Raw genomic sequence first — 20,433 nt, 5'->3', positions numbered from 1 at the left:
ATCACCGAAACACTGTTCTTCAGGTTTCCAAACTCGAAAACAGTTGAACGGAAGTCGGAAAGCAAAACAAGGTTGATTTCGCTTTGTTCTGGTGCGGGCGGAACGTCCGAGGCTGTCGCTGTAGCTTGGCGGCGTAGGACCGGCGGCAGGGGAATTTGGCGGTAGGCGTTACTATTCAACGACCCGAGAAATAGGCCGAAAGCTCTTTAGATAAGTCGAGGAATAGCTGATGCACCTCGTCTATCGAAGGTACGTCCAACTGATCGATGCGTTCGACATACGGGCAGTTAATGGCGCAAATAGCGGTGCCTTCGTGATCGAAGACAGGATAGGCTAGATTGGTAACACCAACTGCAGTTGCGGATGGCATCCTTTCGTAGCCAACTTCTCTGATGCGGGCTACATGTTCCATGAACTCGCCCCGGTCAAGTTGTGGTTCGCCTCGCGCTAGCCGATGGATGTCCAGAAGAGCCTCAATCTGTTGATCGGTGCGAAAGGCGGCCATGACCCGACCTGTCCCGGTGTTGCCCAACCCCATAACGGTACCCACGCGCAACGAAAACACCCAGTCACCTGGTGCCGCAACCGAGGCCACCACAACGATGTCACCATTGCTTTCCATACTCAGGTGGCAGGATTGCCAGGCGCGTCGTGTCGTCACGCGCATTTTGGGTGTGGCAACTTCCAACAACCGCTCGACCGGTGGGTGGCGTTGCGACAGCGCAAACATCTTTAGGCTCAACGAATACAGGTCGTCGTCTTTGGAACGAATGACGTAACCGCGCCGGACCAGGGTGGACAGCATTCGGTAGATTTCGCTTTGCGACCGATCTAGAGCGCGGGCGATATCACCTTGTGTCAGTCCATCCCCGTGGAGTGACAAAAGCTCAATAATATCAATGCCTTTTTCGAGTGCTGGCGCACGATACTTTTCGGTTTGTTCCACCACGTCTTCCTCCTAGGGCGAATGCATAAAGCATCGTTTTGCCGACTGCAAAATGTCAATGTTGATTTATTAATGAATACCTGATTTAAATATGAACATAGGTGGAGGAATCAAGCGCGTCGGAGTTTTAGGAGGCCCGGCGCCTGCCAAGCCTGAGATTGCGAAATATTGCTGACCCAATGAGGTTAGAAGCCGTATGGCTGAGAGTTGGCTAAGCAATTGCGCGTTTTGGGGAATGTGCCTTGTTGCATGACTAAAATTTTGGGACCGAGGAAAATGAAGCCAAGAAAAGGCCGCCTGGCCGGAAAAAAAGCGCTTGTTACTGCGGCGGGGCAGGGGATCGGCCGCGCAAGTGTTGAACAATACGTGGCCGAAGGCGCTGAAGTTATTGCTTGCGACATCAACGAGGATACGCTGGCCGAACTTGAGGCTATCGAACGCGTCTCGGTGGTCAATCTGGATGTAACGGATGCTGACGCGGTGGCCGAAGCAATTGCATCTGCGGGTGAAGTGGATGTTCTGTTCAACTGTGCTGGATTTGTGGGCTCCGGAAACATTCTGGAATGCGACGACGCACAATGGGATTTCAGTTTTGATCTGAACGTCAAGGCAATGTTCCGGCTGGCCAAGCTGGTTATCCCCGGAATGGTTGCCAGGGGCGGTGGTTCAATCGTCAACATGTCGTCGGTGGCGTCTTCGATCAAAGGGGTGCCAAACAGGTTTTCCTACTGTGCGTCCAAGGCCGCAGTGATCGGGCTGACCAAATCAATCGCGGCGGACTTCATTACAGACGGCATTCGTTGCAACGCGATTTGCCCCGGCACCGTAGACAGCCCCAGCTTGCACGATCGCCTGCGCGCGATGGGTGATTACGATCAGGCGTTGAAGGATTTCGTCGCGCGGCAACCTATGGGCCGGATTGGCCATGCAGACGAGATTGCAGCATTGGCGACCTATCTGGCCAGCGATGAAAGCGGATTTACTACAGGGCAGACTTTCGCCATCGACGGCGGCTGGACTGTGTGAGCAAGGAGAGACTTAGATGAAACTGCTGCGCTACGGACCCACGGGTCAAGAAAAACCGGGGTTGATGGATGGAAACGGCGCGATCCGTGATTTGTCGGGCGAAGTCGGTGATATCGCAGGCGCCGCGCTGAGTGATGACAGCCTCGCACGTCTGCGCGCGATCGACCCTGCAACCCTGCCGCTGGTCGAGGGCGACCCGCGCATCGGCGCCTGTGTGGGCCAGGTTGGCAAGTTCATTTGCATTGGCCTCAACTATGCCGATCACGCGGCTGAATCGGGCATGGACCTGCCCGCCGAGCCGGTGATTTTCTTCAAGGCCACATCCGCCATTATCGGCCCCAATGACACGGTCGAAATCCCCCGCAACTCGGTCAAGACCGATTGGGAGGTCGAGCTGGGCGTGGTGATCGGAAAAGAGGCCAAATACGTCTCGGAAGAGGACGCTCTGGACCATGTGGCGGGCTATTGCGTGGTCAACGATCTGTCCGAGCGTGACTTTCAGCTGCACCGCTCGGGGCAATGGGTCAAGGGCAAGTCGGCGGATACGTTCGGCCCCATCGGCCCGTGGCTGGTCACACGTGACGAGGTCGCGGACCCGCAAAACCTGCCGATGTATCTTGAGGTCAACGGACACCGCTATCAGGACGGCTCGACCAAGACGATGCATTTCGGTGTGGCGACTGTGATCTCGCACCTGTCGCAGTTCATGTCGCTGCAGCCGGGGGATGTGATCTCGACCGGGACGCCTCCGGGCGTGGGCATGGGGCAAGACCCGCAAACCTATCTGAAACCCGGCGACAAGATGGAACTGGGGATCGAGGGACTGGGCGTGCAGCGGCAGGATGTAAAGGCCAGCGCATGACCCGCATCACCGGCATCCGAACCGAAGACCTGCGCTTTCCGACCTCGGACAGTCTGGACGGATCGGATGCGATGAACCCCGATCCCGACTATTCCGCCGCGTATGTGGTGCTGGAAACGGATGGTGCGCATGAGGGCCACGGCCTCACGTTCACCATTGGGCGCGGCAATGAGATCTGCGTGGCCGCGATCAAAGCGCTTGGCGCGTTGGTCAAGGGGTTGGAACTGGATTGGATCACCGAAGATATGGGCCGCTTCTGGCGTCATATCACCGGAGACAGCCAGCTGCGCTGGATCGGGCCGGACAAGGGTGCGATCCATCTGGCGACTGGCGCGGTGGTGAATGCCGCGTGGGATTTATGGGGGAAAGAGGCGGGGAAACCCGTCTGGCAGCTGGTGGGTGACATGTCCCCCGAAGATATCGTGCGCCTGATCGACTTTCGCTATCTGACCGATGCGATCACCCAAGACGAGGCGCTGGCCATGCTGCGCGCAGCCGCGCCGGGCAAGGCCGACCGCATCGCCAAGCTGAAAGCTATCCCTGCTACACGACTTCGGCCGGTTGGCTGGGCTATCCCGACGACAAGCTGCGCCGCCTGTGTCAGGAGGCCAAGGACGCAGGTTTTACTCACACCAAATTCAAGGTGGGCCGCGACATTGACGATGACATCCGTCGTTTGACCATCGCCCGCGAGGTTCTGGGCGAAGACATGAACATCATGATCGACGCCAATCAGGTGTGGGAAGTGGATCAGGCCGTCGAATGGGTCAAGGCCCTGTCCTTTGCGCGCCCGTACTTCATCGAAGAACCCACCAGCCCCGATGATGTATCTGGCCACAAGGCGATCCGCGAAGGGGTCGCGCCGGTCAAGGTGGCGACGGGCGAGATGTGCCAGAACCGCATCATCTTCAAACAGTTCATCAAGGAAGGCGCGATCGACATTGTTCAGATCGACAGCTGCCGGATGGGCGGGCTGAACGAGGTTCTGGCCGTCATGCTGATGGCCGCGAAATACAACTTGCCCGTCTGGCCCCATGCCGGGGGTGTGGGTCTGTGTGAATACGTCCAGCATATGTCCATGATCGATTACATCGCGATCTCGGGTGAGAAAGACAGCAAGCGGATCGAATATGTTGATCACCTGCACGAGCATTTCGTCGATCCCTGTGTGGTGAGGAACGGGGCCTATATGGCGCCGGAAAAGCCAGGGTTCTCGATCGAAATAAAACCCGAAACCATCGAAGACTTCCGCTTTTCAGAGGAACTGGCGGCGGAATGAAACAACAGCCTGACCGGGCTGAAGAAACCGGCGGGCATCTTAAATCAACCTGGAGGAACTACCCTAAATGTTTAACTTTGGAAAAACGGCCTTTGGGGCCGCCTGTATTTTTGCGCTTAGCGCAACGGCTGGTCTGGCACAAGAGACCCTGCGGTTTGGCCACGTCTATGAAGCTTCGACGCCTTATCACGCAGCAGCTGTACGTGCGGCCGAGCTGTTGGAAGAAAAGACCGACGGACGCTACAAGATGGAGGTCTTCCCGGCTTCGCAACTGGGCAAAGAGGCCGCGCTGAACGAGGCGCTGTCGCTGGGTACGGTTGACGCGATCTATACCGGCGTGGCGTTTCTGGGTCAGTCCTATGGCCCGATCAGCATCTCGGACTATCCGTTCACCATGCGGTCCTATGATCACTGGAAAGCTTATGTGAACTCGGATCTGTTCAATGAAATGGCGGCAGAATACAAAAACATTTCGGGCAATACCGTTGCCGCGATGACCTATTACGGCGCGCGTCACGTGACCTCCAACAAGCCGATCCTGGCGCCCGCAGATATGGACGGGCTGAAAATCCGTACTCCGAACGCGCCTGCCTATCAGATGTTCCCCACGGCCACCGGCGCAAACCCGACACCCATGGCCTTTGCCGAAGTCTATCTGGCCCTGCAGCAAGGTGTTGTAGACGCACAGGAAAACCCGCTGCCCACCATTCAGTTCAAAAAGTTCTACGAGGTGCAGTCGAACATCAACCTGACCGGACATATCACCAACTCGCTTGCGGTTGTGGTGTCACCTGTGACGCTGGGCAAGATGGGCAATGACGGGCAGGCGCTGCTTGACGCATTGGCCGAAGCGGCCTCGAACACATCGGATGAAATTGTTCAGTCCGAGGCTGAACTGGCTGATTGGTTCCGTGAACAGGGTGTAACCGTGAACGAGGTGGATCGCGCAACTTTCATGGCCGCCGTCGCGCCGCTGTTGACGGGCAATGACGTGCCTTGGGATGCTGAGACGTTCGAACGTCTTCAGGCAATCCAGGACTAATCAAGACTGTGCCCGGCCTCGCGCCGGGCGCATTCTGACCGCACAAGGTGGCCCCGAATGACCCAGACCGAAACCCCGCCCGAGATCGACTTTGACGCGCTGGCCGCCGAAGACGACGCTCATTTCCAGAATTTCCGCATCACAATCGGAGACTACGGACTACTGGCCCTGTTCGGGTTGCTGTTTGGTGTGGTCTTTTTGCAGTTTTTCACGCGCTATGTGCTGAACGATTCAGTCGCGTGGACGGAAGAGGCCGCGCGATATCTGCTGATCCTTCTGGGCTTCGCTGGGGCGATCCGGTGTCAGGTTGTCGGCAGCCACATCGTTCTTGAATTTGTCGACAAATACTATGGGTTCCGCCTGCGTTGGGTCCATATCTTTGCGCTGGCGGCAACCTTCGTTTTGTTTGCCGTGATCATGTGGTCCGCGTGGGAGCTGATCCAGAGGACATCGTTCCAGCAAATGGTCTCATTGCCTTTCCCGAAATACTACCTGCACGCATGCGTCATGGCCTTAGCCGGGGCAAACCTGTGCGTCGTCGCCTGGCAGATTGTCTCGCGTTTGAAGCAGATTGCAAAAGGTGAAGACAAATGGGTCTGACTATTCTGTTCGTTTCGCTGTTTGGCCTGATGCTGCTGCGGGTGCCGATCGCGTTCTCGCTCGCGCTGTCCTCGTTTGCTTACATTCTGTATTCTGGCCTGCCACCGGTTCTGTTGATGCATAACATGGTCAATGGCATGGACAGCTTCCCGCTGCTTGCCATTCCTTTCTTTATCCTCGCGGGCGCATTGATGAACTCGGCGGGGATCACCGCGCGGATCTTCGGTTTTGCCCGTGCCATCGTCGGCTGGATGCATGGCGGGCTGGGCCACGTGAATGTGGGCGCCAGCATCATCTTTGCGGGCATGTCCGGCGCGGCTGTCGCAGATGCGGGTGGGATTGGCGCGATCGAGATCAAGGCCATGCGTGAGGCCGGCTATGATGACGATTTCAGCGTCGGTGTCACTGCCGCTTCGTCGACCATCGGGCCGATCATCCCGCCGTCCTTGCCGCTGGTGATCTTTGGCGTCATGGCGTCGGTGTCGATCGGCAAGCTGTTCGTGGCCGGGATCGTTCCGGGGTTGTTGATGGCAGCGGCGCTGTCGGCGATGATCTGGTGGATGTCGCGCACACGCAACTATCCGCGTGATGTCAGCTTTAGCCGCTCGGTCATCGCCACCCGGTTTCGGGCCGCGTTCCTGCCGCTGATGACCCCGGTCATCATTGTGGGCGGCATCGTCTCGGGGGCGTTCACCCCGACCGAGGCCGCTATCGGGGCTGCCGCCTATGCGCTGTTTCTGGGCACCATCGTCTATCGCACCCTGACTCCGCGCAAGCTGGCGGTGATCTCGCTGGAAACCATCGAGACGACGGCTGCGATCATGATGATCGTCGGCGCCGCCTCGGTGTTCGCATGGATCCTGACCGCCAATCAGGTCGCCGCGCATTTCGCAGAATTTGTGCTGTCCTTTACCGACAGCAAGGCCGTTGTGCTGCTGTTGATCATGGCGGTTGTGCTGGTCGTGGGCCTGTTCATGGAGACCATCGCGGCGATTTCGATCCTCGTGCCGGTGCTGATGCCGGTGGCGGCGCAGTTCGGGATTGATCCAGTGCATCTGGGCATCATCGTCATACTGAACCTGATGCTGGGTCTGCTGACCCCGCCGGTGGGCATGGTGTTGTTCGTGCTGTCGCGCGTCTCGAAGGTGCCATTCGAACAATGTGTCCGCGCCACGTTACCGTTTCTGGTGCCGTTGTTGGCGGTCTTGCTGTTGCTGACCTTCGTACCTTCGCTGGTTCTGTGGTTGCCAAACCTTTTGTACGGCTCGTAGGGAACGTTCAGGCGTTTGAGCAAGTTTCGAGCCGGTCATTGGTTGCCGGCTCGAACTTTACTTGGACCGCCTTGGCATCGCATTGCCGCCTTTTGCCGCTGCAGCGCGCGCGCGATTTTTCTTGCTGCTCGGTTTGCCCTTTGGTGGCGGCGGGCCTTTTGGGCGACGCGGAGGTTTGGCCGCCTGATCGCCAGCCTTGCCAGAGTCGCGCTTGGGTTTAGCGTCGGTTTTCGGCGTGTCAAAGGTTTTTCGCTCGGGCTTTTTCCAGGCTTTGGCCGGTTTAGGCTCGACGCTGCGCGGGGGCTTTTTGCCGGTTTTGGCAAATCCCTTCTTGTTCTTTTCGCCTCGCTTTAGGCCGGGTTTGCCCGTTGCGTGGAAATCGGGGGCGGCGTTCAGCTGAACGATTGCCTTTGTACCCTCAATCGTCATCTCGGGACCGATTGCCTCCAGAAAACCCGCAACGCTGCTTTCGCGGATTTCGATATATGTCTCGGTCTCAGCGATGCGGATCGCTCCGACGTCCGATTTGGTAATGTTTCCAGCTTTGCAGATCATCGGCAGCAGGTATCTTGGAGACGCGTTTTCGTTGCGTCCCTCGGATAATGCAAACCAGACGCTCGGGCCGAACGGAGCGCTTGGTTTGGGTCCGGCTTCTTTGACTTCGTTTAGTTCCTCGGGTGCAGAATGCTGTCGCGCGTATTGACGGACATAAGCCGCGGCAAGTTGTTCTGGTGAGAACTTCGACAGCAATTCATCCACGGAGTTACGTTCAGAGTCGGAGATGTCCAATTGCCAGTCGTCTGAGTTGAACATTCTCTGCAGGTCTTGTGCGTTCACCTCTTCGGCGGAGGGTGCGGCGCCCCATTCAGCTGTCAGCTTGGCGAATTTGAGCAGACGCTGAGCCTTTTTAAATGCAGCCGGGGGCACGATTAGTGCGCTGACGCCTTTGCGCCCCGCACGCCCGGTCCGGCCAGAACGGTGCAATAGGGTTTCATGACTGTTTGGCAGTTCAGCATGGATCACCAGATCCAGGTTCGGCAGATCAATCCCGCGCGCGGCAACATCTGTGGCGACGCAAACACGGGCGCGTCCGTCGCGCATGGCTTGCAGGGCATTGGACCGTTCACTCTGTGTCAACTCGCCTGACAGCGCGACTACGGGGAACCCGCGGTTCGACAATCTGGCGGTCAGACGGCTAACCATGGCACGCGTGTTGCAAAAGACGATTGCGTTAGGGGCTTCGTGATACCGCAGCACGTTAATGATGGCGTTTTCGCCGTCGCGTGGGGCGACGCTCATGGCTTTGTATTCGATATCGGCGTGTTGTGTACGCTCGCTGACGGTGCTGACACGCTGAGCGTCTTGTTGGTATCGTGTTGCCAAGCTAACGATGGCGCGTGGCACGGTCGCAGAGAACAAAAGGGTCTGACGGTCGGTTGGGGTTTGCTCGAGAATGAACTCCAGATCTTCGCGGAACCCGAGGTCCAGCATCTCGTCAGCTTCGTCCAGAACTACGGCGCGGACGCTCGTTAGATCTATCGAGCCGCGCATGATGTGGTCCCGCAAGCGCCCCGGTGTCGCCACCACGATATGCGCGCCTCGGGACAGGGCCCGGCGTTCATCCCGCATATCCATGCCGCCAACGCAGGACGTGATGTAGGCACCGGCATCCGCGTAAAGCCACCCCAGCTCTCGCTTAACCTGCATTGCAAGTTCTCGGGTCGGTGCGATGACCAATGCCAGGGGCGTATCCGCTGTGTCAAACGCCTGCGCATCGCCCAGAATGGTTGGGGCAATCGCCAAACCGAATCCGATGGTTTTACCCGATCCGGTCTGTGCCGATACCAACATATCTCGCATCTGCAGTTCGGGCGCCGTGACGGCCTGTTGGACGGGGGTCAGAGTGTCGTATCCCTTGCGCTTCAGCGCAGTTTCTAGCGTTTGTTTCATGGTTCAGCTTTCCTGGGTGATGCTGTCACCCTCAGAGCGTCCAACACACGGATCATAATCGAAGCGCTGCTCATACCGACAGAAGCTGAGGATGTATAGAGCGGAAAACGTACGGCCCGACCGCTTGCGAACCTCCGAGCCTGTTTGCACAACAGGTGGGTTTTCGCAGTCACAGCGGGTTGGTCACTTTTCAAAGTGATTGGCAAGAACCTGTTTCTTCCAGGCCGCACTGCAAAAGATTTAAGGCCGAAAGCGACTAGTCAAAAGCGGTTCTCAATTCCCCTGTGAGTCAGCTCGAACCAATCTCAAAACAGTTTCAATGTTGAAGGCCAAACGTTCGTCCAGCGCCTTTTCTTCCATAAGATCGCGCCCGAACAGAAACGAGCCCGTATGCCGGTTTGTCAGGTAATAATAGCCGATCGCCGCGATCGTGATATTCAACTGAGCAGCGTCGATGCCGCTTCTGAATTCACCTGTAGCCTGTCCCTTGACCAGGATTTCGTCCACCATTCCAACCAGACCGCGCATGGTTTCTGGCAGGTTATCAAGCGACTTTATGTGTCGCGCGCCATGCAGGTTTTCGCTGTTAATCAGTGTAATAAATTCAGGATTATCAAGGTAATACTGCCAAGTGAACCGCACCAGGGTTTCCAGTGCATCAGTCGGGGACAAATCTTCGAGGTTCAATTCCCGCTCGGCCTTGCGGATATCCAGGTAGGCTTCCTCCAGTACGGTTCGAAACAGGTCTTCCTTACTGCCAAAGTAGTGGTACAGCATGCGTTTGTTGGCTTCCGCCAGTTCGGCGATTTCATCAACGCGTGCGCCACCCAGACCCCGTTTGGCAAACTCACTCTTTGCGGCCATCAGGATTCTGGACTTGGTCGCCTCGGCGTCTCTTTTCTTTTTTGTTTTCGGTATTTCGGCCACGGCTAAACCCTTCTGATGAACCTTTCTATTACTCTGATGAGCCGCAGAGGTGTAGCCACATCTGTTTTGAATGAGCGATTGCCCCCTGTTTTCCATCATTCTTAACGCTTGACACATCATTTCGTAAAGAAGTAACTAGTTAGTGCATTAAAGACGTGCATAGCCGCGATCAATGCCGCGCGTCCGAACCGGGTCATCAATCGCGGACCCAAGGTGCAGATCGTAATGGGAGGAAAATATGTCGTTCATCAAAAACTATATCGCGCAGGAAACGATAACCCGTCGTAACCTGTTGCTGGCATCAGCGTATGGTGTTGGCGGTGCAGCAATCTCTAGCATGTTGGGTGGTATGGCGCGTGCTGCCATCACGGACCCAACTGTTGCTTGGTCTTATCGCAATCGCACGAACCCATATTGGAATGAGATCGTGTCCGGCGGCGAGGCTTTTGTCGAAAGCCTGGGTAAACCCAAGGATTTCCTGACGCACCTGATCAACGAAGGCTCATCTGAGAAATCGCTAGCGGATGTAAAAGCGCTTTTGTCCAAGACAAATGGCGAACTCGCGTTGGCCATCGACACCAATGATGCTCCGAATGCGCGTCCGGTTGTGGAATCCTGTGTCGAAGCAGGGGCCTATGTTTCGACCCTGTGGAACAAGACCGACGACCTGCACCCCTGGGATTTCGGCGACAACTATGTCAGCCACATGAGCTGGTCCGACGAAGGCCCGGCCGAGCAAACCGCGCGCATTCTATTGGATGCCATGGGCGGTTCCGGTGGCGTTGTTCATCTGGGCGGTATCGCCTCGAATAACCCAGCGATCGAGCGGCTGGCCGGTCTGAAGAACGCGTTGAAAGACTACCCGAATGCCGAGTTGCTGGCGGCAGAGCCCGCCGACTGGGATACGCAGAAAGCCAATCAGGTCATGAGCGCGTTCCTCACCCGGTATGGGGATGACATCAAGGGTGTTCATTGCGCCAATGACACCATTGCTTACGGCGTGCTCGAGGCCCTGCGCGCGGAAGGCATCGAAGATATGCCCATCGTATCCTATGATGGTAACCCGCAGGCGGTTGAGCTGGTGGGCGAGGGCAAGATCCTGGCCACCGTCTTCACCAACCCGCACTGGGGTGGTGGTATCACGGCGGCATTGGCGTATTACGCGGCCACGGGTCACTTCAAACCCTCTGACGAACCAAACGAGCACCGCGAATTCTATGGCCCGACCATCATGGTCCGCCCAGAAGACGCCCAAACGTTCAAGGCCGAGTATCTGGACAGTGTACCGACCTATGACTGGAAAGATTTCTGGTCCACGTCGAACGGTCAAATTCAATACAAATAATGTGATTGCGAGCCGGTCTCAGAGCCGGCTCGTACATTCAGGTCCGACTTGATCGACCACCACCAGTTCACTCAGTGGGAGGAAGCACGTGAGCAATGTGCTGACACGGGATGTTCTGATCAAATGGGCGCCCCTGATCGTCCTTTTGGTTTTGGTCCTGTTCTTTACGGCGATGGAACCGCGCTTTTTTTCACTGCGCAACTTTGCGCGGATCGGAATTTCTTCGGCGCCGGCGCTGATGGTAGCTATTGGCGTGACATTCATCATCATCATGGGATCGATCGACTTGTCGATGGAAGGCACGGTTTCGGTTTGTGCCGTGGTGTTTGCTTTTGCTTTCATTGCTTTGGGTGGCACGTTGGCGTCCTGGGCGTGGCTTGCCATCCCTCTGGCCTTGCTTGTCGGCGGGGCAATCGGGTTAGTGAACGGGCTTGTGCATGTCTTGCTGAAGATACCATCGTTTATGGCGTCTCTGGCAATGGGTTTCGTCGGCACTGGTTTCGCGCTGCTGCTGACAGGGGGCGACCGCATCCGAGTGGAGGACGACCTGTTCCGTTCGCTGCTGACCGAGCGTTGGTTCGGATTTCCCATCATGTGCTTTGTCGCACTTCTGTTTCTACTGATCGCTTGGTTCATCCAGTCCCGCACGACACTGGGCCGTAACTTCTATGCTGTTGGCGGGGGCGAGGAACTGGCTCATGCTTCGGGCCTAAACGTCAACCGCGTGCGGATCATGGGATTTGCACTGGCCGGAGTGTTCTATGCGGTGGGTGCACTGTTGGCTGTTGGCCGGATCGGGATTGCGGAAACGGCGACGGGGTCGAATTTCATGTTCGTGTCGATCACCTCGGTTGTGGTGGGTGGAACTGCTCTGTGGGGCGGGATCGGCGGTGTCTGGAATACGCTGATCGGTGTGTTGATCGTGAATGTCATTAACAACGGCATGGTTGTGATCGGGTTGCCCGGCTACGTGCAAGACGGTGTTCTGGGCATATTGGTCATCGCCGCGGTGGTTCTGTCGACCGACCGCAAATCCGTAACCTTCGTGAAATAGGGGCGGGCAGATGTACGAACTGATCAATGTCGACAAGAAATTCCCCGGCGTCCATGCTCTGAAATCCGTGGACTTCAAGATCGGGCGTGGCGAGATCGTGGGCCTCGTTGGCGAAAACGGTGCGGGCAAATCCACCCTGATGAAGGTCATCTATGGGGCATACCAACCCGACGGCGGCGACATCACCATCGACGGCACTAAGGTTCGGTTCCAGAACCCGCGTCAGGCGATGGATCACGGTATCGGCATGGTGTTTCAGGAACAATCGCTGATAACCAACTTGACCGTGATGGAGAACATCTTTCTGGGGTTCGAGCAGCAATTCGTGAGCTACGGCGTTATCAACTGGAAAGCCATGGCAGAGGCCGCGCGCAAGCAACTGGCTAAGGTCAAACTGGACATCGATCCGGCGATGACAACGTCGAAACTATCCTTTGCACAGCGCCAGCTGGTGGAACTGGCCAAGGTGCTGACCCTTGAAGAACGGATCGACGGCGATCTGGTCATCCTGCTGGACGAACCAACCTCAGTTTTGGCAAAGGAAGAGGTCGAGTTGTTGTTCTCGCTTGTGCGTGAGCTGACAAAACGGGCGTCGTTCATCTTTGTCAGCCACCGAATGGACGAGGTTCTGGACCTGTCCGACCGTATTTATGTGATGAAAGACGGCGAAGTTGTAGACGTCGTCGCCCATGACGATGCGAATGTTGATGCGATCCAACACAAGATGGTCGGGCGCGATGTCGACAAGGAATATTACCGCGAGCAGAAGCAAAAACCTTATCAGGTTGAGGAACAGCCGCTGGTTGCCTTCCAGAACGTGACTGCAACGGGAAAGTACTCGGACATTTCATTCGATCTGCGCCCCGGCGAGGTTTTGTGTCTGGTCGGTACCGAAGGCTCGGGACGCGAGGCGATCTTGCGCACGATCTTTGGGCTCGAAACTCCATCTACCGGTGCCGTAAGCATCAAGGGCGTGCCCGTCAGCAAATTCAACGCGCAAGTCGGGGTCGCAAACGGCGTTGGTTACATCCCTCGCGAACGCAAGGTTGAAGGGATCGTCGCAGGAATGAGTGTTTACGAAAACATGACGCTCAGCCAGATGGGAAACTATGCCAATTCGGGCGTGTTGCGGATTGGTGAGGAAAAAACGCTGGCTCGCCAATGGATCGATCGTTTGGCGATCAAGACACCAGATGTCTACAAGGATTGTGGCGGGTTGTCGGGCGGCAACCAGCAAAAGGTTGTGCTGGCCAAATGGCGCTCGGCCGGGTCCGATATCATCCTGCTGGATCACCCGACGCGCGGTCTGGATATCGGCGCCAAAGAAGATGTCTATGACATGGTACGCGAGATGTCGGATGACGGCGTCGGCATCATTCTGGTCGCTGACACTTTGGAAGAGGCCATTGGCCTCAGCCACACGATCATCGTCCTGAAGGACGGTATCGCCCAGAAACGTTTCGATTGCAGCCCAGGGGACAAACCGTCGCTGTATGACCTTGTCCATCACATGATCTGAGGGCGAACACATGAGTTTTGAACGTATCAAACCGCATTTGCCCTGGATCACTCTGTTGGTTCTGGTTCTGGTTGTCGGGGCTGCAGATTCCAACTTTTTGCGCCCTTCCAACTTGATTTCGATGGCGGCGGATATCGTGCCGCTGTTCATCATGGCGCTTGGCATGACGTTCGCGATCTATATCGGCGGGATAGATTTGTCTGCGCAGTCGGTTGCCAACATGACCACAGTCGTGGCCACGATTGCCTTGCCAACCTTTGGCATTGGTGCCGCGTTGATCTGCATTCTAGCCGGTGTGGTTCTGGGCGGGGTTTCGGGCTTTGTCACGACGCGTCTATTTGTGCCGTCCTTTATCTCGACCCTTGCGGTTGGCGGCATCGCCTTTTCCGCCGCACAATACATGTCAGGGCAGCGCGCGCTGTTCATGGACGCTTCGCTTCGGGATTCGACCTTTGGTTGGATGACCGGATCGCTGGCGGGCATCCCCAGCGAATTGTTCATCGCCGCCGCGTTGGTTCTGGGTGCATGGTTCCTGCAATCACGCACCACCTTTGGCCGTGCGCTCAAGGCTGTGGGGGCGGGGGAACCTGCCGCCGTGGCCTCGGGCCTGAATGTCAATCGCATCAAGATCATGGCGTTCGCTCTGTCCGGTGGACTGGCGGCGATTGCGGGCTTGCTGTTTGCGGTGAAATTGTCCGGAGGCTCTCCCACTCTGGCAAACGGGTTCCTGCTGCCTGCGATCGTCGCGGTTTTGGTGGGTGGGACACCGCTGACAGGTGGTGTGGGCGGAGTGATCAACACCCTGATTGGCACTCTGATCGTGGCTGTGATCCGGTCTTCGATGCTTTATTTTGAGGTCGACGCGACGCAACAGCAGATGGTGTTTGGCCTTATTCTGATTGTGGCCATCGCACTGACCATCGACCGAACCAAGCTGAGGGTTGTGAAATGACCCCGACCATGCGAGCGGCGGTGCTGACCGAACCCGGTCGGTTCGAGGTCACTGACGTCGCACGCCCCAACCCAGGCCGGGGTGAAGTTCTGGTTCGCATCATACGGGTCGGGATTTGCGGGACCGACATGCATATCTTTAACGGCCACTACGCGGCCGACAGCCTGCCCCTGATACCCGGTCATGAATTTACGGGCACAATTGCCGAGTTGGGCGAAGGCGTAGCCGGCCTGACGGTTGGTGCGCCGGTTGTGGTCGATATGAATATCGGTTGCGGCACATGCTATTGGTGCCGCCGGAATGAAATCCTGAACTGCCCCGAGATGCAGCAGATGGGTATCACCATGGATGGCGCCTTTGCCGAATACATCTGCGTCCCCGCGCGCCTTGTTATTCCAGCTCCGCAGGACACAGCTGCCGAAGTGTTGGCGTTGACCGAACCTTTGGCCTGTGTTGTGCGCTGTGCTCGTAAAGCCAACATCACATTCGGCCAGTCGGTCGTGGTGCTGGGCGCGGGCCCCATCGGTAACCTGCACGTACAACTCTTGCGCACGATCGGGGCGGCGCCGATCATCGTTGCGGATTTGTCCAAGGCGCGTGTGAACATGGCGCTCGAGGTCGGAGCGGATGTTGGTGTCACCGATCCAGACCAACTGGAACAGGTGGTCAGGGATCATACGGATGGGCGCGGTGCTGATGTGGTGATCGAAAGCGTTGGCCTGCCTGCTCTTTATAAACAGGCCACCAAACTGGCTCGAAAAGGGGGTCATATCGCGGCCTTTGGACTGACTGGTGCAGGAGAGACCCTGCCTGTCGATATCCTGCAAACCATCCTGCAAGAGAATTCGATCAAAGGTTCTGTCGCTGGGATGGGGCAGGATATGCATGACGCGCTGACCCTGTTGACCCACGGTCGGATAAAAACTGAACGCTTTATCCAAGCGATTTATCCGCTGGATCGCATTCAGGAAGCCTTCGACAGTTTCCAGGATCGTCCGACTGATCTGAAAACCCAAATAACGATGACGTAAACGCCAGAGAGGGAGGAGCTCAGCATGACCGTCGAAGTCTATACATCCAAACCAGAAGGCATGATCCCAAACAGCCGTTTTCCCCTGCTGATCCATCGAGGAGCGATCCCAGGTGGCGGCGTGGATGCCGTCAAGGCCCGGTTCCGCGCAAATGGCTGGGGCAACAACTGGGAATACCCGGGCGTTTACGAGTACCCGCATTTCCATTCGACATCTCATGAATGTCTGGGATGTGCGCAAGGCTGGATGGAGTTTAACCTATCTGTGGAAGGTTGGACTCGGGTCCGGATCGAGGCTGGCGATGTTATCGTCATGCCTGCGGGTGTCAGTCATGAGATGGTCGGACGATCCGACGACATCATGATGTGTGGCGGTTACGCCGGGGGCCGCGACTGGGACAATATTCAAGAGGCTTTTTTGACTCCGGAAATGTTCCAGGCGGCCGCCAAACGGATCATGATGCTGCCGATTCCGGATAAAGACCCTGCGACCGGTGAAATTCTGCACCAATGGCATGACGCGCCGTCCTCGGTGGATGGTGGGTGGAACGATTTCCGCGATGGCCTGGACGCCTCAGCCTGACGCATTTTTCGGAGCCCCAACAATGGACCAAAACGCACAGATACTTACACCGCCTTCCGAGCCCCGTGAATTTGGGTTCTTCATGGACGGCAAATGGGTTCCCGCCGGTGATCGCGACGTGTTCGAGCGGTCCTCGCCGGGTCATGGCGTGCCGGTCACGCGCATCCCGCGCTGTACCGAGGATGATCTGAACGAGATCGTCGCATTGGCGCGCACGGCGTTCGATGATCGCCGCTGGTGCGGGTTGTCCGGGTCGGACCGCGCGGCTGTTTTATTGAAAGCGGCCGATCTGATCCGCCAGCGCACCGATGAGATCGCCTATTGGGAAACGTTGGAGAACGGCAAGCCCATCGCGCAGGCGCGGGGCGAGATTGGCGGTTGCGTTGGTATGTTCGAATTCGCTGCCGGTCTGGCGCGAGCTTTGCATGGGGAGAGTTTCAACAACAGCGGCGATGGCGCGTTGGGCATTGTCACCCGTGAGCCGGTTGGCGTTGTCGGTCTGATCACGCCTTGGAACTTCCCTTTCCTCATCCTGTGCGAGCGGGTGCCGTATATTCTGGCCTCTGGTTGCACCATTGTCGCAAAACCCTCTGAAGTGACAAGCGCAACGACTCTGCTGTTGGCCGAAATCCTGTCCGAGGCGGGCTTGCCGGATGGTGTGTTCAATGTGGTCACCGGATCAGGCAGCGTGATCGGCCAGAAGCTGGCGGAACACATGGATGTGGATATGCTGTCCTTTACCGGCTCGACCGCTGTTGGCCGCTCGGTCGTTGCGGCGGCGGGGCAGAGCAATTTTAAAAAGCTGGGGTTGGAACTGGGCGGTAAGAACCCGCAGATTGTCTTTGCTGATGCGGACCTTGAAGATGCAGCCGATGGTGTGGCCTTCGGCATCGCGTTCAACACCGGCCAGTGTTGCGTTTCCGGTGCGCGCCTTTTGGTCGAACGCTCGATTGCAGAAAAGTTTGCAGGCATGGTCGCTGACAAACTGCGCAAGGTTCGCGTGGGCGATCCGTTGGACGAGCGCACCCAGGCGGGCGCGATCACGACAGACGCGCAGAACCGCACCATTCTGTCCTACATCGCCAAGGGTCAGGAAGAGGGCGCGACCCTGCTGATCGGGGGCGGAACGCCCGAAATCTCGGGCGGGCAATATATCGACCCGGTGGTATTCACTGATGTGACCAACGGCATGGCCATAGCGCGCGAAGAGATTTTCGGCCCGGTTCTGGTTGTGATCCCGTTTGATACGATTGACGAAGCGATCTCGATTGCCAACGATACTGAATACGGTCTGGCGGCAAGTGTTTGGACCAAGAATATCGACAAGGCACTGACCATCTCTCGTCGCGTTCAGGCCGGACGGTTCTGGGTCAACACAACTTTGGCTGGGGGGCCCGAACTGCCGATTGGCGGGTTCAAAGCATCTGGTTGGGGCCGAGAGGCTGGGATGCACGGCGTTGAGGAATATACGCAGATCAAGTCGATCCATGTCGAGATCGGCAAGCGGTCGCATTGGGTAGAGTAATGGCAAACGGATTTGACTATATCATCGTTGGCGGCGGATCAGCGGGCTGTGTTTTGGCCAATCGCCTGACCGAAGACGGCGCCGTCAGGGTGCTGCTGCTGGAGGCCGGCGGAAAGGACAATCACCCGTTGATCCACATGCCTGTGGGCTTTGCCAAGATGACGGACGGGCCGCATACGTGGGGTTTTAACACCGTCCCGCAAGTCAACGCCAATAACCGCGAGATCCCCTATGCTCAGGGCCGGGTGATCGGTGGTGGAAGCTCGATCAATGCCGAGGTGTTCACGCGCGGCAACCCGGTCGACTATGACCGTTGGGCCAATGAGGAAGGGTGCGAAGGCTGGGCCTTCAAGGACATCCAGAAGTACTTCATTCGGTCCGAACGCAATGCAATCCTGTCCGGAGACTGGCACGGGACCGAAGGGCTTTTGGGTGTGTCCAACATCCCGGACCCGCAAGAGATGACCCGCGCCTTTGTACGCTCGTGCCAAGAGGCAGGCATCCCGTATAACCCCGACTTCAACGGGGCGGTTCAGGAAGGTGCAGGCGTTTACCAGACGACCACTTGGAATGCTAAACGATGCTCGGCTGCTGTGGGATATCTGAAACCGGCGATGTCGCGCGGGAACCTGACGGTCAAGACAGGATGTCAGGTGCATCGGATTGTCATCGAAAATGGGCGGGCGACCGGAGTGGAATTTGATCAGGGCGGACAGGTTGAAACCGCATCGGCGGATCAGGAGGTGCTGGTCACTTCGGGCGCGATCGGAACACCCAAGCTGATGATGCTGTCGGGTGTCGGCCCCGCCGTGCATCTGCGCGAGCACGGGATCGAGGTTAAACAAGATTTGCCCGGAGTGGGTGAGAACTTGAATGACCATTTCGGCATCGATATCGTGGCCGAACTAAACGGGCATTATAGTCTGGACAGGTACAACAAGCCTCATTGGGCGGCTTGGGCAGGAATACAGTATTACCTGTTCGGATCGGGGCCAGTGGCCTCGAACGTGGTTGAGGGCGGGGCGTTTTGGTATGGCGACGACACGGCCCCCGTGCCGGATTTGCAATTTCATTTCCTTGCAGGTGCCGGTGCCGAGGCCGGGGTGCCCAGTGTGCCCAAGGGCAGCTCAGGCATCACGCTGAACTCATACACTGTGCGTCCCAAGGCCCGTGGGACAGTGCGCCTGCGGTCAAACAAGGTCGAGGATATGCCGCTGGTCGATCCCAATTTCCTGGGTCACCCGGATGATCTGAAAATCTCGGTCGAAGGGGTGAAACACAGTGTCGAGATTTTCCGGCAGAAGAGTCTGCAAAACTATATTCGTAAGATCCACTTCCCGGATGACACTGTGAAAACACAGGCCGAGTACGAGGCCTATGCCCGCCAATATGGCCGGACGTCTTATCACCCGACATGTACCTGTAAAATGGGTGTGGATGAGATGGCTGTCGTTGACCCGCAAATGCGGGTGCGCGGGATTGACGGGCTGCGGATCTGCGACAGTTCAGCTATGCCCAGCCTGATTGGGTCTAACACGAACGCACCGACGATCATGATGGCCGAAAAAGCGGCGGACATGATCCGGGGCAATCACTGAAATCGATTTACCTCCCCGAACTGGCGGCGCCTTGAATGGGCGCCGCTTTTTTCTTTAGTCCCAATCGGGGGCCCAAGGCACCAAGTCCTCGGTGACGATCCGATAACCTACCTGGGTCATGGCGTCGATCCGATCCATATCGACGTTGGACAAGATGAAATCCATCACGTCAAAATTGGCCTGAATGTTGGCGCGTTTTGTAGACATGGTGTTGATCGGAACACCCTTTTGCAAAATCCAACGCAACACGACTTGTCCGGCGGTTTTTCCGTAGCCTTGACCGATCTCGGCAAAAATCGGGTGCTTGAAAACCTCTCCACGCGCCACTGAGCAATAGGACGACAAAGGGATGCCCGTTTCAGAGGCGGCTGCCAGAAGCACATCTTGGTTCAGCAGCGGGTGAAATTCGACCTGATTGGACACGATCGGTGTTTCGATTATCTTGACTGCGTCTCGCATCATCTGCGCGGTATAGTTTGAGACGCCGATGTTCTTTGCCAGACCCTTTGCATGAGCCTGTTCAAGCAATTTCAAAGATGGCGCGATGTCACCCCCTATAGGTGGCCAGTGCAGCAGCAGGACGTCCACGTAATCAAGGCGAAGCTTCTTCAAGCTTTCTTCCACGGATGGCAGGAACGCGTCGTCACTGAAATTGTCCGGATGCACTTTGGTCGTGACGCACATTTCATCTCGTTTCAGGCTAATTTCGGCCAGCGCGTCACCGGTTTCCTTTTCATTTTCATACATTTGAGCGGTGTCAAAGGACCGATACCCGATCTCGGCTGCAATCGCCATCGAATCGCGAAGTTCTGCTCCGGTCAGGGGGAATGTGCCGAAGGTACGCTGATAAGTGTTTTGAAAATAGATGTTCACGGTGATCCTCCCAAAGAACAAACTCAGTAAGTAACTTATTAGTTACTTGAG

General features: G+C 56.9%; 19 protein-coding genes. 15 read left to right on the top strand and 4 right to left on the bottom strand.

All coding sequences use genetic code 11. From position 1 onward, the window contains the following. Positions 1–175 precede the first annotated feature (175 nt). Positions 176–949: an IclR family transcriptional regulator gene (locus tag ABWV79_RS10530; protein WP_170754403.1), complete on the bottom strand. Its 774-nt coding sequence runs from the start codon at positions 947–949 to the stop codon at positions 176–178. Positions 950–1,222: 273 nt separating this feature from the next. On the opposite strand from ABWV79_RS10530, the gene ABWV79_RS10525 reads away from it, so the two are divergent. The 7 genes from ABWV79_RS10525 to ABWV79_RS10495 all read left to right on the top strand — a co-directional run bounded on the left by ABWV79_RS10525 (position 1,223) and on the right by ABWV79_RS10495 (position 7,026). Then, positions 1,223–1,972 carry an SDR family oxidoreductase gene (locus ABWV79_RS10525; RefSeq protein WP_170754405.1) on the top strand — a complete coding sequence of 250 codons (750 nt, stop codon included), beginning with the start codon at positions 1,223–1,225 and terminating at the stop codon, positions 1,970–1,972. Positions 1,973–1,988: 16 nt separating this feature from the next. Then, the gene (locus tag ABWV79_RS10520) at positions 1,989–2,834 is read left to right on the top strand and encodes a fumarylacetoacetate hydrolase family protein (protein ID WP_353391818.1); all 846 of its coding nucleotides are present in this window, start codon (positions 1,989–1,991) and stop codon (positions 2,832–2,834) included. Next, positions 2,831–3,514, top strand: coding sequence for an enolase-like domain-containing protein (locus ABWV79_RS10515; RefSeq protein ID WP_353391817.1), 684 nt, complete (start codon positions 2,831–2,833; stop codon positions 3,512–3,514). The genes ABWV79_RS10520 and ABWV79_RS10515 overlap by 4 nt, the downstream gene beginning before the upstream one ends. Continuing rightward, positions 3,478–4,113 carry an enolase C-terminal domain-like protein gene (locus ABWV79_RS10510; protein WP_353391816.1) on the top strand — a complete coding sequence of 212 codons (636 nt, stop codon included), beginning with the start codon at positions 3,478–3,480 and terminating at the stop codon, positions 4,111–4,113. Before ABWV79_RS10515 ends, ABWV79_RS10510 begins: the two co-directional genes overlap by 37 nt. Before the next feature lie 67 nt (positions 4,114–4,180). Beyond that, positions 4,181–5,155, top strand: coding sequence for a sialic acid TRAP transporter substrate-binding protein SiaP (locus ABWV79_RS10505; RefSeq protein ID WP_353391815.1), 975 nt, complete (start codon positions 4,181–4,183; stop codon positions 5,153–5,155). Positions 5,156–5,212: 57 nt separating this feature from the next. After that, positions 5,213–5,755, top strand: coding sequence for a TRAP transporter small permease (locus ABWV79_RS10500; protein WP_209197677.1), 543 nt, complete (start codon positions 5,213–5,215; stop codon positions 5,753–5,755). After that, on the top strand, positions 5,746–7,026 hold the full coding sequence (locus ABWV79_RS10495; protein WP_353391814.1) for a TRAP transporter large permease: 1,281 nt from the start codon (positions 5,746–5,748) through the stop codon (positions 7,024–7,026). The genes ABWV79_RS10500 and ABWV79_RS10495 overlap by 10 nt, the downstream gene beginning before the upstream one ends. A 57-nt stretch (positions 7,027–7,083) precedes the next feature. Here the strand turns inward: ABWV79_RS10495 and ABWV79_RS10490 are convergent, their stop codons facing one another. Beyond that, entirely contained in the window at positions 7,084–8,976 is a 1,893-nt protein-coding gene (locus ABWV79_RS10490; RefSeq protein WP_353391813.1) for a DEAD/DEAH box helicase, read from the bottom strand. A 273-nt stretch (positions 8,977–9,249) separates the two neighbouring features. Next, complete coding sequence (locus tag ABWV79_RS10485) at positions 9,250–10,002, bottom strand: TetR/AcrR family transcriptional regulator (RefSeq protein ID WP_353391812.1); 753 nt, start codon at positions 10,000–10,002, stop codon at positions 9,250–9,252. A gap of 139 nt (positions 10,003–10,141) precedes the next feature. Here ABWV79_RS10485 and ABWV79_RS10480 point away from each other — a divergent pair, with 139 nt between their 5' ends. From ABWV79_RS10480 to ABWV79_RS10445, 8 genes are all read left to right on the top strand, one after another. Next, complete coding sequence (locus tag ABWV79_RS10480; RefSeq protein WP_353391811.1) at positions 10,142–11,248, top strand: sugar ABC transporter substrate-binding protein; 1,107 nt, start codon at positions 10,142–10,144, stop codon at positions 11,246–11,248. Between the two features lie 88 nt (positions 11,249–11,336). Beyond that, complete coding sequence (locus tag ABWV79_RS10475) at positions 11,337–12,302, top strand: ABC transporter permease (protein WP_353391809.1); 966 nt, start codon at positions 11,337–11,339, stop codon at positions 12,300–12,302. A gap of 10 nt (positions 12,303–12,312) precedes the next feature. After that, positions 12,313–13,821 (top strand): sugar ABC transporter ATP-binding protein, encoded by a 1,509-nt coding sequence (locus ABWV79_RS10470; protein ID WP_170356331.1) that lies wholly within the window; start codon positions 12,313–12,315, stop codon positions 13,819–13,821. 10 nt (positions 13,822–13,831) lie between these two features. Further along, positions 13,832–14,773, top strand: coding sequence for an ABC transporter permease (locus ABWV79_RS10465; protein ID WP_170356332.1), 942 nt, complete (start codon positions 13,832–13,834; stop codon positions 14,771–14,773). Beyond that, positions 14,770–15,804, top strand: a complete 1,035-nt coding sequence (locus ABWV79_RS10460; protein WP_170356333.1) for a zinc-dependent alcohol dehydrogenase — start codon at positions 14,770–14,772, stop codon at positions 15,802–15,804. The genes ABWV79_RS10465 and ABWV79_RS10460 overlap by 4 nt, the downstream gene beginning before the upstream one ends. Positions 15,805–15,828: 24 nt before the next feature. Then, on the top strand, positions 15,829–16,386 hold the full coding sequence (locus ABWV79_RS10455; RefSeq protein ID WP_170356334.1) for a cupin domain-containing protein: 558 nt from the start codon (positions 15,829–15,831) through the stop codon (positions 16,384–16,386). Positions 16,387–16,408: 22 nt separating this feature from the next. After that, positions 16,409–17,911 (top strand): aldehyde dehydrogenase family protein, encoded by a 1,503-nt coding sequence (locus ABWV79_RS10450; protein WP_353391807.1) that lies wholly within the window; start codon positions 16,409–16,411, stop codon positions 17,909–17,911. Beyond that, a complete protein-coding gene (locus tag ABWV79_RS10445) occupies positions 17,911–19,509 on the top strand; it encodes a GMC family oxidoreductase (protein WP_353391806.1) in 1,599 nt (532 codons plus the stop codon). Before ABWV79_RS10450 ends, ABWV79_RS10445 begins: the two co-directional genes overlap by 1 nt. A 54-nt stretch (positions 19,510–19,563) precedes the next feature. Here ABWV79_RS10445 and ABWV79_RS10440 read toward each other — a convergent pair whose 3' ends face one another. Next, positions 19,564–20,382 (bottom strand): aldo/keto reductase, encoded by an 819-nt coding sequence (locus tag ABWV79_RS10440; RefSeq protein WP_353391805.1) that lies wholly within the window; start codon positions 20,380–20,382, stop codon positions 19,564–19,566. Positions 20,383–20,433: the final 51 nt, after the last annotated feature.

It is taken from the genome of Ruegeria sp. HU-ET01832, assembly GCF_040371315.1.
Classification (GTDB): Bacteria; Pseudomonadota; Alphaproteobacteria; order Rhodobacterales; family Rhodobacteraceae; genus Ruegeria; species Ruegeria lacuscaerulensis_A.
This window is presented reverse-complemented; position numbering and strand designations above follow the sequence as displayed.